General features: G+C 59.1%; 15 protein-coding genes. 14 read left to right on the top strand and 1 reads right to left on the bottom strand.

Annotated elements, in window-relative coordinates; genetic code table 11:
- The first annotated feature begins 27 nt into the window (after positions 1-27).
- The 8 genes from FH08_RS0145665 to FH08_RS0145630 all read left to right on the top strand — a co-directional run bounded on the left by FH08_RS0145665 (position 28) and on the right by FH08_RS0145630 (position 7795).
- Positions 28-1527, top strand: a complete 1500-nt coding sequence (locus FH08_RS0145665; protein ID WP_031364768.1) for an aldehyde dehydrogenase family protein — start codon at positions 28-30, stop codon at positions 1525-1527.
- A gap of 99 nt (positions 1528-1626) precedes the next feature.
- Positions 1627-2493, top strand: a complete 867-nt coding sequence (locus tag FH08_RS0145660; RefSeq protein WP_031364767.1) for an enoyl-CoA hydratase-related protein — start codon at positions 1627-1629, stop codon at positions 2491-2493.
- Positions 2490-3662: a CaiB/BaiF CoA transferase family protein gene (locus tag FH08_RS0145655; RefSeq protein WP_031364766.1), complete on the top strand. Its 1173-nt coding sequence runs from the start codon at positions 2490-2492 to the stop codon at positions 3660-3662. The genes FH08_RS0145660 and FH08_RS0145655 overlap by 4 nt, the downstream gene beginning before the upstream one ends.
- Positions 3663-3723: 61 nt before the next feature.
- Entirely contained in the window at positions 3724-4965 is a 1242-nt protein-coding gene (locus FH08_RS0145650) for an NAD(P)/FAD-dependent oxidoreductase (RefSeq protein ID WP_031364765.1), read from the top strand.
- Between the two features lie 23 nt (positions 4966-4988).
- Positions 4989-5303 carry a 2Fe-2S iron-sulfur cluster-binding protein gene (locus tag FH08_RS0145645; protein WP_031364764.1) on the top strand — a complete coding sequence of 105 codons (315 nt, stop codon included), beginning with the start codon at positions 4989-4991 and terminating at the stop codon, positions 5301-5303.
- 181 nt (positions 5304-5484) lie between these two features.
- Positions 5485-6180: an SDR family NAD(P)-dependent oxidoreductase gene (locus tag FH08_RS0145640; RefSeq protein WP_031364763.1), complete on the top strand. Its 696-nt coding sequence runs from the start codon at positions 5485-5487 to the stop codon at positions 6178-6180.
- A 121-nt stretch (positions 6181-6301) separates the two neighbouring features.
- Positions 6302-7498: a cytochrome P450 gene (locus FH08_RS0145635; RefSeq protein ID WP_235210718.1), complete on the top strand. Its 1197-nt coding sequence runs from the start codon at positions 6302-6304 to the stop codon at positions 7496-7498.
- A 42-nt stretch (positions 7499-7540) separates the two neighbouring features.
- On the top strand, positions 7541-7795 hold the full coding sequence (locus tag FH08_RS0145630; protein WP_031364761.1) for a ferredoxin: 255 nt from the start codon (positions 7541-7543) through the stop codon (positions 7793-7795).
- Positions 7796-7870: 75 nt separating this feature from the next.
- On the opposite strand, the gene FH08_RS0145625 is transcribed toward FH08_RS0145630, so the two are convergent.
- On the bottom strand, positions 7871-9160 hold the full coding sequence (locus FH08_RS0145625; RefSeq protein ID WP_235210717.1) for a LysR substrate-binding domain-containing protein: 1290 nt from the start codon (positions 9158-9160) through the stop codon (positions 7871-7873).
- Positions 9161-9330: 170 nt separating this feature from the next.
- On the opposite strand from FH08_RS0145625, the gene FH08_RS0145615 reads away from it, so the two are divergent.
- The 6 genes from FH08_RS0145615 to FH08_RS0145590 all read left to right on the top strand — a co-directional run bounded on the left by FH08_RS0145615 (position 9331) and on the right by FH08_RS0145590 (position 14757).
- The gene (locus FH08_RS0145615) at positions 9331-10269 is read left to right on the top strand and encodes an AraC family transcriptional regulator (protein WP_031364758.1); all 939 of its coding nucleotides are present in this window, start codon (positions 9331-9333) and stop codon (positions 10267-10269) included.
- Positions 10270-10449: 180 nt separating this feature from the next.
- Positions 10450-11451, top strand: a complete 1002-nt coding sequence (locus tag FH08_RS0145610) for a ketopantoate reductase family protein (protein ID WP_031364757.1) — start codon at positions 10450-10452, stop codon at positions 11449-11451.
- 80 nt (positions 11452-11531) lie between these two features.
- On the top strand, positions 11532-12680 hold the full coding sequence (locus FH08_RS0145605) for a CaiB/BaiF CoA transferase family protein (RefSeq protein WP_031364756.1): 1149 nt from the start codon (positions 11532-11534) through the stop codon (positions 12678-12680).
- 264 nt (positions 12681-12944) lie between these two features.
- A complete protein-coding gene (locus FH08_RS0145600) occupies positions 12945-13442 on the top strand; it encodes a MaoC family dehydratase (RefSeq protein WP_051889021.1) in 498 nt (165 codons plus the stop codon).
- Positions 13443-13711: 269 nt separating this feature from the next.
- Entirely contained in the window at positions 13712-13852 is a 141-nt protein-coding gene (locus FH08_RS52365) for a hypothetical protein (protein WP_419178060.1), read from the top strand.
- A 185-nt stretch (positions 13853-14037) separates the two neighbouring features.
- Positions 14038-14757, top strand: coding sequence for a FadR/GntR family transcriptional regulator (locus FH08_RS0145590; RefSeq protein WP_031364754.1), 720 nt, complete (start codon positions 14038-14040; stop codon positions 14755-14757).
- Positions 14758-14841 lie beyond the last annotated feature (84 nt).

Raw genomic sequence — 14841 nt, 5'->3', positions numbered from 1 at the left:
TTCCCCGTGAAATTGGAAGGAATTGATATGACAACACGTTTTCATCCAGGCTTGGGTGAAGCCGCGCGAGGCCTTCTCTCGCGACAGCATCAACTGTTGATTGGCGGTCGCATGGTCGAGTCGGATTCCGGGTTGCGCACCGACATCCTGGATCCGGCCACGGGAGATGTCATCGCTACAGCTGCCGAAGGATCGGCGTCGGATGTCGATCGTGCCGTCGAGGCGGCACGTCGCGCGTTCGAGGGACCCTGGAGCAAGACCACGCCTTCTGAAAGAACCCGGATGATGTTGCGGTTCGCCACGCTGATCGAGTCCAATGCCGACGAACTGGCCGAGCTTGAATGTATCAACAGTGGCAAGCCGCTCATGTTTTGCCGCAATGGCGACGTGGTGGGGATTGCCGAAATGCTGCGCTATATGGCGGGCTGGACCACCAAGATGGGCGGCCAAACGCCTAACGTTTCTCTGCCAGGCGAGTGGCATGCCTATACCTTGCGCGAGCCGGTGGGCGTGGTCGGGCAGATCATCCCATGGAATTTTCCGCTCAACATGGCGATGTGGAAAATTGCGCCGGCTCTGGCAACGGGATGTACGGTCGTGCTCAAGCCTTCCGAGCAGACCCCGCTGACCGCGTTGCGCCTCGGTGAACTTGCGCTGGAAGCCGGCATCCCGCCCGGCGTGCTTAATATCGTCACGGGTTTCGGCGATCCTGTAGGCGCCGCTATCGCTGCGCACCCTGGGGTCGACAAGGTAGCCTTTACGGGCTCGGGCGTGACGGGGCGGCGCATCGTACAGGCAGCAAGCGGCAACCTCAAGCGAGTGTCGCTTGAGCTCGGCGGCAAATCGCCGGTTATCGTGTTTCCGGATGCGAACCTCGAAGCCGCGGCCGCAGGCGTGTGCTCGTCGATCTTTTTCCACGCCGGCCAGATATGCGCGGCGGGCTCCAGACTCTATGTGCATGAACGGGTGTACGACCAGGTGCTCGACGCCATTGCGGGACGGGCTAAGGGCATCAAGCTTGGTCACGGCATGGAGAGCGGCACTGAAATGGGGCCGGTAATTTCCCGCCGTCAACTCGAGCGCGTGACGGGTTATATCCGCCGTGGCCAGGAGGAAGGCGCGACGCTTTTCGCCGGTGGGGGCACAGTAGGCGAGCGCGGATTTTTCGTTCAACCAACGGTACTGACGAATGTGAAGCCGGGCATGGCGGTTCACGACGAAGAGATTTTTGGACCGGTGCTGTGTGCAATGTCATTCAACGACAACGACCTCGACCGCATCAGTGCCACCGCCAACGAGACGACCTATGGTCTGGCCGCAAGCGTCTGGACGAGCAACGTGGGCTTCGCGCACAAGATGGCCCGGCGGCTTCAGGCGGGCATCGTGAATGTCAACGCGCTATCGTCGCCCGACGCAGCGTTGCCCTACGGCGGCTACAAGCAATCGGGCTGGGGCCGCGAACGCGGCTACGACGCGATAGAGATGTACACCGAGGTCAAGGCCGTGGCGATCAATCTCAACGTTTAACCGTTGCGGCTGCGATCAAGCCGCAGCAGGAATTCGCGGCTTGAACATTTCACTATCAGGCAGGCGCTCGACGTGAGAAGAGCGCGAAGGAGACAGGACATGACGGGCAGCATCGATTACCTGGCGAAAGATGGGCGGGCGTACATCACTATCAATCGCCCCGAGAAAAAGAACGCAATGACCAATGCAATGTTGGATCAGTTGATGGAAGGCTACGATCTCGCCGAGGCCGATGATGACGTTCGCGTGGTTGTCCTGCAGGGCGCGGGTGAAGACTTCACCACCGGGCATGACCTGGCCGAAGTGGGTAACGAGTACGGCGAGACCACCTATGACGACAAGGGCCGTCCGCGCAAACCCAGCCAGCGTGCGCGCCTTCTTCACGACAAACGTTATCTCGAGCGCTTTGAGCGCGTATTCAAATTTCTCAAACCAACGCTCTCGCTGGTCAAGGGCTATTGTCTCGGCGGTGGGTTATATCTTGCCGAAGCCTCGGATCTCGTGATCGCAGCCGATACGGCGAAGATGGGTCATCCCGAGCAAAAACTCGGGCTATCCGGCGCGGCCTATTTTGCCGCCTGGGAAATGATGGCGATGGGGCCGCGCAAGGCCCGCGAGCTGCTGTTGATGGCTGATGTCTGGGATGCACAGACATGCCTCGCCAACGGCCTTGTCAACAAGGTGGTCCCGCGTGCTTCCCTCTCCGACGCCGGCGAGGAGTGGGCCGAGCGCATCGTGCGTCTGCCGCGCGACGGCATTGTCATGGGCAAGGCGGCCACCAATCTCGCGATGGAGTCACTGGGCATCACGAGCCAGTTCTCGTATGGACACATGCTGCACACGCTTGCCACCAACGTGCGCTACGAGGCTGACGAATACAACTTCATGAAGCAGCGCCGCGACAAGGGCGTGCGCGCGTCAAACCATGATCGCGAAGCGTTCTACGTGAAGAAGGAAGAAGAATGAGCACGGCGCTGCAGGGACTGAAGATTCTCGACTTCACGCAGATGATGACGGGGCCGTTCGCGACAATGCTGCTCGGTGATTCGGGCGCCGACGTGATCAAGGTCGAGCAACCGGAGGGCGATCCATTTCGTCGCTCGGGCGAAACCACACTAGGTGGCGACGGTGCGTTTTTTCTTGGTGTCAACCGGAACAAACGCGGCATCGTGCTGGATCTCAAGAGCGAAGAGGGGCGAGCTGCTGCGCTCGAGCTGGCCGCGCAAGCCGACGTGCTGGTCGAAAACTTTCGTCCGGGTCTGACCGATAAAGCGGGCCTGGGTTATGACGATCTGCGCAAGATCAATCCACGCCTCGTCTATTGTTCGATCTCCGGATTTGGGCGCACGGGACCGGATAAGAACCGGCCAGCGCTGGACATGATCATCCAGGCCGTCTCGGGTGTGATGCAGGTGACCGGTACGCAGGAGTCCGGGCCGCTCAAGACCGGATTTCCATTCTCCGACCTGGTGACCGCGCTCATTGCGACCATCGGGATTCTGGTCGCGTTGCAAGCGCGAGAACGCACGGGTGAAGGGCAGCGTGTTGACCTGTCGATGCTCGATGCGAGCATCTTCAGTCAGGTGCCGCGCGATGTGTACTTCGATCTGACAGGAAAAACGCCCGTGCGCATGGGCAACCAGCATTGGGATATTGTGCCCAACAATACCTACGCGAGCGCAGACGGCCGGGACATCATGATCATCACGATCAACGACAAGTTCTGGCACATCCTGTGCGACGCCATTGGCGCGGGTGAGCTCAAGACCGACCCGCGTTTTGCAACCAAGGAGGACCGCCTCGCGAACCGCGACGCCGTGGACGCTCGCCTGTCGGAGATCTTCGCCAGCCGTGATCTGGCTCAGTGGGAGCAGGCGTTGTCGGCTGCTGGCGCGATCTACGGAGCGGTCAGGACCTGGCCGGAAGTGTTCAGCGACCAGCACGTCGTGGACACGCTGCTCAAGACCCTGCATCACCCCAAGGGCGGTGCATTCAAAGTCATCAACAACCCGCTCCAGTTTTCCGCAACGCCTACGCATATCTTGCGTTCGCCGCCGATGCTGGGTGAGCACAACGGCGAAGTGCTGACGGCGAAAGGCGCGAGTTGGCCGTCAATAGCTGGGCAGGACCGGTAAATAGTCAGCCCACGCATTCGTTGAACCGGCAGAGCGGGTCAGACGGAAGGAGGATCATCCCATGCACGAGACGTGCATCATCATCGGCGCGAGTCATGCAGCCGCTCAGTTGGCTCCCAGTTTGCGCCAGGAGGGATGGCCGGGTCCGATCCTGGTTATCGGTCAAGAGTCCTGTCTTCCGTATCACCGGCCGCCACTTTCAAAGGCGTACCTGTCAGGAGAAAAGACCGCGCACGATCTGCTGATTCGCTCAGCGGATGCGTATACGCGGTTCGGCATTGAATTCCGCCTGGGCGAGCTCGTCGAGTCGATCAATCGGAGCAGGAAAACCATCACCTTACGTGGCGGCGAAGAGCTCGCCTATGGAAAACTGGCGATCTGTACCGGTACGCGGGTGCAGACCGTCACCCTGCCAGGATCGACTCTGGCCGGTGTCCACTATCTTCGCAATATTGAGGACATCAATCGCATCAAGGCGGACGTACGGCCCGATGGCCGCGCCGTTATTGTGGGTGGTGGTTATATCGGTCTAGAGACGACCGCAGTACTGAACAAACTCGGCATGCATGTCACGGTGCTGGAAATGGCGCCCCGAGTGTTGGCACGAGTCACGGCACAACAGGTTTCCGAGTTTTTTCAACGCGTGCATGGCGAAGAGGGCGTCGACATTCGTACCAGCATGGCGGTTAGCGGGTTCGAAGGAGACTCCCGCGTTGAGAGGGTCGTCTGCGTTGACGGTACCCACTTTCCCGTGGACCTGGTGATTATTGGCGTCGGCGTTACGCCCAATGTTGAACTGGCGACTACAGCGGAGCTAGCCACCGACAACGGAATCCTGGTGGACGCGTTTGCTCGTACGTCAGACCCGGATATTGTCGCGGCCGGTGACTGCACGATGCATCCGTCTCCGTTCTATGGCTATATCCGGCTCGAGTCGGTACCCAACGCAACGGAGCAGGCAAAAAGCGCCGCCGCCACGTTATGCGGCAAGGAGAAACCTTACGCCGCGTTACCGTGGTTCTGGTCAGATCAATACGATATCAAGCTACAAATTGCCGGATTGAACCAGGGCTACGATCAGGTGGTGGTGAGAGGTGACCGTTCAGTAGGGCGAAGCTTTAGTGCCTTCTACCTGAAAATGGGAAAGCTGCTTGCCGCAGATTGTGTGAATCGTCCTCAGGAGTTCATGGTCAGCAAAAAGCTGATCTCGGAGGGCATCGAGGTTACGCCCGAGCAGTTGGCCAACGAGAGCATCGCACTGAAGGCGTTGCTCGACGGCGCCCGGAGCGATGTGTCTACCTGACTATGCAATGAGAGGAATCTGCAATGCCCGTAATCAACTATCTCCATTCCAACGGTAAAACTTTCGAGGTGGAGGTTCCCGTCGGAAGCTCCGTCATGCAGGGAGCGGTGGACAATATGATTGAAGGCATCGCGGCTGAGTGCGGCGGCGCGTGTAGTTGTGCCACCTGCGAGGTCTATGTCGATGAGGCCTGGATAGGTGTCGTTGGCGAGGCCTGCGATATCGAGAAGGACATGCTGGAGGCCTCCAGCGCTTGGCGTACTAACCGCCGCCTGAGTTGCCAGATCGAAGTCACCCCTGATTTGAACGGCTTGGTCGTGACGATTCCTGCTGCTTGACTGCTGCTTGAGCGCGGGCGAGGAAGTGTTTCCACGATGACGATAGGAATTAGGTCTCAGGTTCTCGTTAAATAATATTGGACCTGCGTGGGCATTGGACGGAATCTTGAGGCTGGGTCCTCCTGCAAGAGGAGAGACATGAAGATGTGTTCCAAAACCATATTGTGAGAAGAGGTGATGCATGACCAGCAAGGTAGCGGTTGTCACTGGATCCAATGGCCTGACCGGGCAAGCGATTTGCAAGAATCTGACCGAGCGTGGCTATACGGTCATTGGGTTCGATATTGCGGATTCCGGCAAAGGCGACTACGCGTATCGCAAGTGTGATGTAACGGACTACGAACAGATCAGGGCGTCAGTTGAAGCGATCGACGCCGAATACGGAACGATTCGTGTGCTGGTCAACAATGCCGGCGTATGGCACGGCAAGACCTTCTTCGACATCGCACCGTCGGACTATGACTTCACGTATGGCGTGAATACTCGCGCGCCATTTTTCCTTAGCCAGGAAGTCGCCAAGCGCCTGGTCAAGAAGGGCGGTGGTGGCGTGATCGTCAACCTCGCGTCGATTGTCGCGACGGTTGGCAGTGGCATCCCCGATTACGGCGGATCGAAAGCCGCGATCGTCAATCTCACCAAGAGCCTGGCCAAACCCTTGGGGCCCCATGGTATTCGTGTCGCCGCAGTCTCGCCGGGCACGATCAACACAGCCATGGGCGAAAAGGTACCGAAGGAAATTCGTGACAAGCTGATTGCCGGATCGGGACTGCAGCGTGCAGCCGAACCTGAAGAAATTGCTGCGGCAGTGGGATTCCTCGTTAGCGACGACGCCAGCTACATCACCGGGGCAACGCTGGATGTCAACGGCGGCCTCTGAGACGCCCGCCGGTAAATGTCTATTTGAGCCCTTCGATCGCGGGCGTGCCTTTCTTGCGCACCGTCCTGGTTCGAAGCGGCAAGCGTTCAACGAGAACGGAGGAAAAATGTCGGGATGCCCTATGAACAAGCCCTCGTTTCCGATGCCGAGGCAGTGCCCTTTTCTTCCGCCGCGAGAATACAGGGATTTCCAGCAGCAACCGGGGCTGGTCCAGGTGCAGATGTGGGATGGAACCAGCGCCTGGCTGTGCACTCGCTACGATGATGTTCGCGCGGTGCTGGGCGACAACCGCTTCAGCGGTAACCCGAGCGAAGCCGGTTTCCCCAGTCTCTCGGCGGCGCGCAACGCAGTGCTCGATCTGGAGCCCGCGTTTATTCGCATGGACCCTCCGCAGCACGGCCACTTCCGCCGCATGTTGACCAAGGAGTTCATGATCAAGCGGGTGAGCGCGATGCGCCCGAAGATTGGAGCGATTTTTGACCGGTTGCTGGACGAAGTGCTCCGTAAAGGGCCTCCCTCCAATCTGGTTGAGGATCTCTTCCTGCCGTTCACCTCGGAAGTCATCGCCTGGATACTCGATGTTCCTGCCGGGGATCATGGTTTTTTCCAGGAGCAAAGCCGGTTGAAGGTCCTGCTGGATGTCGACCCCTCGGTTCCTAAAGCCGCGTCCGCGCGTATCTTGAGCTATTTGGACAATCTCATCACCGAGCGCACAAAGGATCCTGAAAACAGGGAGGATCTGCTGAGCCGCTTGATCATCGAGCAGGTCCGGCCGGGGCATCTGAGCCACCGGGAACTGGTCGTCATGGCCGAGTTGCTGTTGATGGCGGGGCACGAAACAACCGCGAACCAGATGGCGCTTGGCGTGTACAGCTTCCTGAGCAATCCGGACCAGCTGCACCTTCTGCGCGATGATCCTTCGCTATTGCGCAACGCCGTCGAAGAGATGCTGCGCCTTCATACCATCGTGCACTACAACGCATTTCGCGTCGCGCTTGAGGACGTTGAGGTTGCAGGCCAGGTGATTCGCAAAGGCGAAGGGATCATCGCGTTGATTTCCGGTGCTAACCACGATGCCACCGCGTTCGAGAATCCGGAGAAATTCGATATCACTCGAAAGGCCGACCATCACGTCGCGTTCAGTTACGGGATTCACCAGTGTCTGGGCCAGCCGTTGGCTCGCGTCGAACTACAGGTTGTTTTCGCTTCGCTTTTCGAGCGTATTCCTACCTTGAGATTTGCCATGCCTCAAGACCAGATCCGCGGCAAAGGGGACCATTTTGTCCAGGGATTGGAGACATTGCCCGTCACCTGGTGATGAATGCTGCATGGGCAAGAACACGAATCAGGAGACTACGGCATGTCGAAATACAATTTCAAATTGCGCATCACGGTTGATGAGGACGTCTGCGTGGGCGCCGGATTGTGTGTGTTGTCGTCGAGTGACGTATTCGATCAACGCGATGAAGACGGTGTGGTCAAGCTGCTGCAGGTTTATCCGGATCAGGATCTCTACGAGAAGGTGCTGGGCGCGTCGCGTAAATGCCCGTCCCACGCCATCAAGGTCGAACAGCTTGCGGACGATGCCCCGGTCCCGGAGAGCAGCGGTCAGTGAGTCTTGCGTCAGTGCCGTGGCCGTGACGGAGCCGCAGCGGTTTAAGGCCATGGGCAATGCCGAGCGATCGCATGCTCATGTTTCCTGCTCCACTACCTGTTGCCGCGAAGTGTCCAGAAAGAGCTGCGGATGTTTTTCAATCAACTTGGCGGCATTGGCGCGGGCGGCTTCACGCCAGGGACCGAGCAAGGCGGGAACGCGGTCCTTGTGCCATGCGAGAGATAGCGAGACGCCTGGCGTCTGCGCATTTAGCGGCCGATAGGCGACACCGAGCGGCTGCATAAGCTGCATGATTGCCGGCACCACGGCAACGCCCATCCCCGCGGCGACCAGACACGCGGACGTATGCATGTCATGTGCTTCCTTGGCAATGGTGGGCTTGCAGTTTTCATCTTCGAACATGTCCAGGATCCTGTCGCCATAACCTCGCTCCGTGGCGGTGCCGCGTGCTACGGCGATGAGTGGCCAGGTCGCGAGTTCCTTGAGTTCCACCGCATCAGGCACGTCATACTCGCTTCCGGCGGGGACGGCCACCACCAGCAACTCGCGATAGAGCAATTCGGTAACGATGCTGTGGTCGTAGATATGTCCGCGTACCAACCCGACTTCGATCGCACCTTCCTTCAGCGCGTTGATCTGCTGCGAGATGGTCATTTCCTGCAAGCTGACATCTGAATGCGGGGCCAGCTCTTTGAACAGGCGCAACGTATTGGGTAGGAAACAATAGATCGCGGTGTAAATGGACCCGACCATCAGGTGTGCTTGCGCGCCGCGTCCGGAGGCACGAACTGCCGCCATCGCTGCCGAGGCGGTGTTCAACACACGTTGTGCGTGTTCCACCAGGATCTCACCGGCAGGCGTAAGCAAAACCTTGCGTTTCTCGCGGGTGAAAAGCGCTGTGCCCAGTTCCTCTTCCAGGGAAATAATCTGGGCACTCAAGGCAGGCTGCGCGATGTTTACCCGCTCGGAAGCGCGAGTGAAATTCAATTCAGCAGCCACTGCCAGGAAATATTGAAGCTGGCGGATATTCATTTCCACATTCCTTCGTCGGCTTTCCGGGCTTTGGCTTTGATGAAAAGACTCAAGCGGAATCCAGGCAAGCGTTGCCGAGGAAGTTCGCACTTCGGGGCAGGGCCGTTCGCATACTCGGAAACAAGCTCTGGATCGTAGGCGCCGTGAACCGGATCGACCATGTAAAGCGCAAGACCGACGTATCGGACAAACCAACCCAGTCTGGAGGTTGCGGTTTGTGGCGAGCCGAGGGTTGGCCGGGTCGATACGCCCGATTTGCTGTGGATGCTTTTTCGCATCGAGGTCATCACGCCAGCGAGCGTGTTTTTTAGTTGTCTCATCTGTCTCCACCATGCTTCAAAGGCCTCTTGCGGGCCGTGTGCAGCGTCCGACTTATGCCTTTTCCGTCCGGATGGCAAACGAGTCGAGGCTTGCGGACGTTCGATTGACTACTGAGTAAGCTATCGAAATGCGCAGAGATGATCAATAATTGATCATCTCGGAAACATTACGGATCGTCTCAATTGGATGTTCTGAACGACATCGTCAGGTTGATGCGCCCACAGGCGGTGCTCTGGAAAACCGTCGAGGCTCAAGGTCGCTGGGGAATGACTATTCCGCCGCGGGACGAGCCTCGTTTCTGCCTCGTAGTGGCCGGGCACTGCTGGTTCCTGCCCGACACAGGGCCCGCGCTCCTGATGCGGCAGGGCGACTACCTGTTGCTGGCCGCGAAGCCTCGCTACAGCCTGGCGAGTGACCCGGACGTTGGGCCACGCCTGGCCGCGCTCGCGGACAAGGCAAGCGAAGGGGACTACGTCCGCTGGAACGACGGGGCGGGCGGCGAGGCAATGCGGCTCATCGGCGGCTATTTCCAGATCGAACCCGAACATGCCGCGCTGCTTTCGGGGTTGTTGCCCGATCTTATCTACATCCGTTCGTCTGACGAAGAGGCGGGCCGCCTGACGCGCGTGCTGGAACTCATCGGCGAGGAGGCGATGTGCGAATTGCCGGGCCGGGAGCTGGTGATGAGCCGGCTGGTAGAGGTCATGCTGGTCGAAGTGCTGCGCAGGCCCGTACAGCAGTTGCAGGGACAACGCACGGGATGGTTTAGCGGCATGGCCGATCCGCATATTGCATTGGCGCTACAGAAGATGCATGCCGATGTCGCTTGTCACTGGACGGTGGCGACGCTTGCGAAACAGGTTGGAATGTCACGTGCCGTCTTCGCACGCAGGTTCGCTGAACGCGTGGGCGTCGCGCCCGCAACCTACCTTTCGAACTGGCGAATCGCGCTCGCCAAGGACGCGCTGCTGCACAGCGAGCGCTCCATCAATGATATTGCGCTGTCGGTTGGCTATCTTTCCGATAGTGCCTTCAGTACGGCATTCAGCCGCATCGTCGGATACGCTCCGGCGTCTTATCGAAGGGCGGGGCGAAAAGGCGGTGACGGCGCGTCAGCCTGAAACAGCTATAGGCGGATCTGCTTGAACCATCGTTTTTTAATATTTGCTCCATCGTCCCGCGGCGGCTTATCTTCTGCACATCATGGTGTCTTGTAGGAATCCGTAGTTTTGAATTGAAAGACGGAATCAGCGCGAGGCATTTCTCAAATGGTTTGCAAGAGGTTTGCAAGAGAGCGCGATATGCTGAAGGTGTGTATTTTTGGGGGCGGCGCGATTGGGGGGTACATCGCGGGTCATCTCGCCCGGTCCAAGCAATGCGAAGTAAGCGTGATCGCGCGCGGCAAGACGCTGGACGCCATTCGCGCACGAGGCATCAGGATCGTCACTCCGTCGGAAGACTTTGCCGTCAGCGTCAACGCGTGCTCGGACCCTGGTGAACTGGGTGTGCAGGACTATATCCTGGTCACGCTCAAAGCCCATCAAGTCGATGAAGCGCTAGGCCAGATAGCGACCCTGATGGATAGCCACACCGTCGTGCTGCCGCCTACCACAGGCATTCCCTACTATTTTTTCCATGGCTCGCAGGGCGCGCTCAAGGGCCGGCAAATGCCCCGCATTGACCCTGACGGTCGTCAGTGGCGCGCGCTTCCCGCCTCCCAGGTGCTCGGCTGCGTGTACTGGATAGGTGCTCATTCAATCGAGCCGGGCGTGATTGCCCAGGACGGCGCAAAGGCAGGTTGCCCGATTGGCGAGCTGGACGGTACTCATTCGAAGAGAGCAAGCGACCTCAGCGAACTCCTGACGGCAAGTGGTATTCCCTCAAGGGTCAGCGACGACATACGCGCGGCGATCTGGGTCAAATTCGTCAACAGCTTGTGCTGGAACCCGGCGGCGGTGCTCACCCAAGGCTCGCTGGGCGAGATGCGCGACGCGGGCGATGTCGTTCCTGTCGTCAAGGCCATGATGCTGGAAGTGGATGCGATAGCGTCGCAAATCGGCATCCGCGTCGGACCGGACGCGGACAAGCGCATTGCAATGACCTTAAGCGCGGCGCATCACAAGATGTCCATGCTGCAGGATCTCGAAGCCGGCCGTCCTTTTGAACTTGAAGCGCTGGAGAGCTCATTGCAGGCGGTGCGCGAGCTGACAGACGTGCGCACGCCAATGTTGGACACGGTCCTGGCCCTGGCGCGGCTTCGGGCGCGAACCGCGGCACGCGCGAGTGCAGGGCACGCGCATTGAAGTGAAATATCGACGGCGTGCTCCCGAACAAGGCGGAGCGTGCAGGCATCCCCATTCAACAGATCTGAGGAGCGGTACCGATGACACCCAGCTCAGCTTCGTTAGCAACCGGATTGAACGACGACTTCCGGCGTCCCCTTGAAGGCTGCAAGGTCGTGGAAGCATGCAGCTACATTTCCGGGCCGTTCTGCGCGCAGATGTTGTCCGACCTGGGCGCCGACGTCATCAAGGTCGAGCCTCCGTCCGGCGATCCTTACCGGAATTTTGGCCATAGCTGGGAGGGTGTCGGTACGGTCTGGACCAATTCGAACCGGGGCAAGAGAAGCGTTGTGCTGGACCTCAAGTCGCCAGAAGATCTATCGCGATTCAAGGAGCTCTTGAGCGACGCGGATATCTATATCGAGAACTGGCGTCCTCATGTTTCGGCATCGCTCGGCCTGGGCTTCGACCAGTTGAGTCAACTGAATCCGCGGCTCGTACAACTGTCCATTACCGGCTACGGCCCGGACGGCGAACTCGCGAAAGAGCCCGCATTTGACGCGCTGATCCAGGGGCGTACCGGCTTGCTGAGTTACGAAGCCGCGGGAGGTACGCCGCGGGCGACGAACACGTTTCTCGCCGACAAGGTAGCCGCTGTGTTTGCTGCGCAAATGGCGCTTTCAGGGATTATTGCGCGCGACAAATCACAGAAGGCCGTTCATCTCGAGACATCGATGCTGGACATCATGTCGTATTACAACTTCCCGGACATGTTCCATAACCGGACTTTTATCGATGACGATGCCCCGGTGACGCTCGCACCTCAGCCAGTGCTTGCGACAAGTGATGGTTACCTGGTGCTCTCCCCAGTGTCCGGCAAGCAGCTCAGCAGAACGCTGGATGCTGTCGGGCATCCGGAATGGAAAGATGAAATCAAGAAGATCACTGACCGCAAGGAAATGACGCACGCGTTCTTCCAGCGAGTCGCGGGGCCGCTCAAGGAGAAGACTACCGCGGAGTGGCTCGAGCGCTTTCGCGAACTGGACGTTCCCGCCGGACCGGTGAATGAACCGGGCGTGCATCTGAACGACCCACAGGTCATCCACAACGAGCTGTACTCGCAGTTGCAAACGTCGACCGGCACGGTCAGAGCTGTCCGTTATCCGGCCCGCTTCAACGGGCATTTGCTGAAACCGCGCCGGCCGGCACCCGTACTTGGAGATAGTAACGGGGAGTCGTTCGAAGGCTAAGGCGATGCGCAAATCCGATCAGACTTCGATCAAGGTGGTCCACATGCATTTGCAAATCAGATACCAATGCGATAACGGATGCGTCTTTTGTGCAATCAGTTCATTTGCAATCCTGATGATGTCTGACGGGGACGGCGGGAAAGGTCGCAACGCAATCGCTCTGTGCGCGCCGGTCTCCCGTTCGGCTCGCCGGTGCGTTAAAAGGCGGGTCTTGATAGTCCCTCGGACTCGCAACGGGGCGCACACCAATAACGGGAGAACAACGTGCCGATACTGCTGAGGGGTATTGAGGGAATCAAGGCCTATGCAGGCTTTAACCTGGGCAAGAGCAGTTGGGTTGAAATCAGTAAGGACATGATCAACGGGTTCGCGTCCGCAACCGATGACTGGGACTGGATATCCGTTGACGAAGAAAAGGCTGCGCAGGGGCCGTTCGGCGGAGCCATCGCCCAAAGTTATCTTGTCATGAGCCTGCTGATTCCGCTGCTGTCCGATATCTATCTGCTCGAAGATATCGGGCTGGGTTTGCAGTGCGGGATCAATCGGCTACGGTTCCTGGCGCCGGTGCCGGTGAACTCGAGTATTCGACTGGATGCAACCCTGAAGTCAGTCGATGCGGTGGGTGAAGGCGCACAGTTGGTACTGGAGTGCGTCATCGAGTGCGATGCCACCAGGGAGCCCGCCCTCGAGGCTGAGATTGTTTATAGAGTCTGGCCATCGACGCTTACTTCGACGCGAACAATCTGCGCTTGCGGGAGCTGAATTATTCGGTTCGGCAATCAATGGCACAGATGGTCTCAGCAACGATTCGACTCGCCGGATGGTGACGGCGGCTGCCCATGTCATCAAAGATGGAGAAAAGGCCGCTGTCAGCAGATGGATCGCATGACGTCGTTGACTCTGGCGGAGTCAAGCCCGAGGCGCACCTTGAGGAGGCCGTCCCGCCCCCTTGCGCATCGATGCCAGCCGCCGCACGATCGACGCGCCTTTCTGCAACACGAACGCGGTACGGTGGCTTTTCATTGAGCGGCATGTACAGGCTCGGTGGCGTGGCCGGCGATGCCACCCGCAGCCAGACGTGGTCAGTCGGCATGGGTTACAACCGCGGTCCACCGGTCCTCGGCGCCGGTTACATGAACGTGCGCAATTCGGAACTGACCAGAGCGACGTAAAAGCCGTCGTCGCAGCGCTACCGGTGTTTCTTTTGTTCTGGCCAATATTCGGCCGCAAGCAACTACCGGCCCAATGCGGAGGTTTGGTCTGCGGCAAATTAAAGACCTCGGGTCAACCCGAATTGCGGGACGGCATCTATCCGCCTATCTTCTCTACATCATACGTATGATCTAGAGAGCGAAACATGGCGACACTACACCGGCAGGTCCTGAATCAGATGGGCGAGCAGATTTGCTCGGGCAAGTTTGCGCCCGGGGATATTCTTCCGGCCGAGCCGGTGCTCGCCGAGCAGATGCAGGTAAGCCGCATCACCATCCGCGAGACGATGAAATCGCTTTCAGCCAAGGGCATGCTCGAAGTGCGCCGGCGTTACGGCACGATCGTGCTGCCCCGCTCGCAATGGCAGTTGTTCGATCCGGACGTGATCACCTGGCGCGCGCGGGCGGGCGCGATCGACGAGGGCCTGATCCAGGATTTGATGGAGCTGCGGCTGATCATCGAGCCGAATGCGGCCAAGCTCGCTGCCAAACGCGCGAGCGCGGAGGATCGCGTCGCGGTGCGGCGTACCTTCAAGGCGATGGAGCGCGCCGTCGCCGGCCACGGCGAATACGTTCCCGCCGACCTTGCGTTCCACGGTGCGATCCTCACCGCCTGCCACAACCAGTTCATCCAGCAGATGCAGAACGCGCTGTCAGCGATCCTGCGCACGAGCTTCGAACTCAGCTCCGAAATAGCCGGTGGTCCGGCCCGCTCGCTGCCGATGCACGAAGCGCTTTGCGTCGCAATCGAGACAGGCGACCCGGTGGGAGCGGAAGAGGCGGTTCTCACGCTCATCAAGCGCGCGGAGAAGGACTTCGAAGACCGCGCCACGCTGAATCACGTCGCCAACGACACGCCCATCTGACGCTTTAACCAGCGGATCTGACATCAACGTTATCGCGACCGGCGTGCCGGTCGCGAAGGGCGCACTCGCGTCTCGTACTTGCAC

It is taken from the genome of Caballeronia sordidicola (assembly GCF_000729995.1).
Taxonomy (GTDB): domain Bacteria; phylum Pseudomonadota; class Gammaproteobacteria; order Burkholderiales; family Burkholderiaceae; genus Caballeronia; species Caballeronia sordidicola_A.
Note: the sequence above shows the minus strand (reverse complement) of the source record. Positions and strands in the feature narration are given on the sequence as shown.

Bases quoted from the DNA above. Each gene is read 5' to 3' on its own strand.
- FH08_RS0145630 (WP_031364761.1), top strand. From the start codon at position 7,541: ATGTCGAAATACAATTTCAAATTGCGCATCACGGTTGATGAGGACGTC.
- FH08_RS0145665 (WP_031364768.1), top strand. From the start codon at position 28: ATGACAACACGTTTTCATCCAGGCTTGGGTGAAGCCGCGCGAGGCCTT.
- FH08_RS0145625 (WP_235210717.1), bottom strand. From the start codon at position 9,160: ATGGTGGAGACAGATGAGACAACTAAAAAACACGCTCGCTGGCGTGAT.
- FH08_RS0145610 (WP_031364757.1), top strand. From the start codon at position 10,450: ATGCTGAAGGTGTGTATTTTTGGGGGCGGCGCGATTGGGGGGTACATC.
- FH08_RS0145590 (WP_031364754.1), top strand. From the start codon at position 14,038: ATGGCGACACTACACCGGCAGGTCCTGAATCAGATGGGCGAGCAGATT.
- FH08_RS0145655 (WP_031364766.1), top strand. From the start codon at position 2,490: ATGAGCACGGCGCTGCAGGGACTGAAGATTCTCGACTTCACGCAGATG.
- FH08_RS0145605 (WP_031364756.1), top strand. From the start codon at position 11,532: ATGACACCCAGCTCAGCTTCGTTAGCAACCGGATTGAACGACGACTTC.
- FH08_RS0145645 (WP_031364764.1), top strand. From the start codon at position 4,989: ATGCCCGTAATCAACTATCTCCATTCCAACGGTAAAACTTTCGAGGTG.
- FH08_RS0145635 (WP_235210718.1), top strand. From the start codon at position 6,302: ATGAACAAGCCCTCGTTTCCGATGCCGAGGCAGTGCCCTTTTCTTCCG.
- FH08_RS0145660 (WP_031364767.1), top strand. From the start codon at position 1,627: ATGACGGGCAGCATCGATTACCTGGCGAAAGATGGGCGGGCGTACATC.
- FH08_RS0145650 (WP_031364765.1), top strand. From the start codon at position 3,724: ATGCACGAGACGTGCATCATCATCGGCGCGAGTCATGCAGCCGCTCAG.
- FH08_RS52365 (WP_419178060.1), top strand. From the start codon at position 13,712: ATGTACAGGCTCGGTGGCGTGGCCGGCGATGCCACCCGCAGCCAGACG.
- FH08_RS0145640 (WP_031364763.1), top strand. From the start codon at position 5,485: ATGACCAGCAAGGTAGCGGTTGTCACTGGATCCAATGGCCTGACCGGG.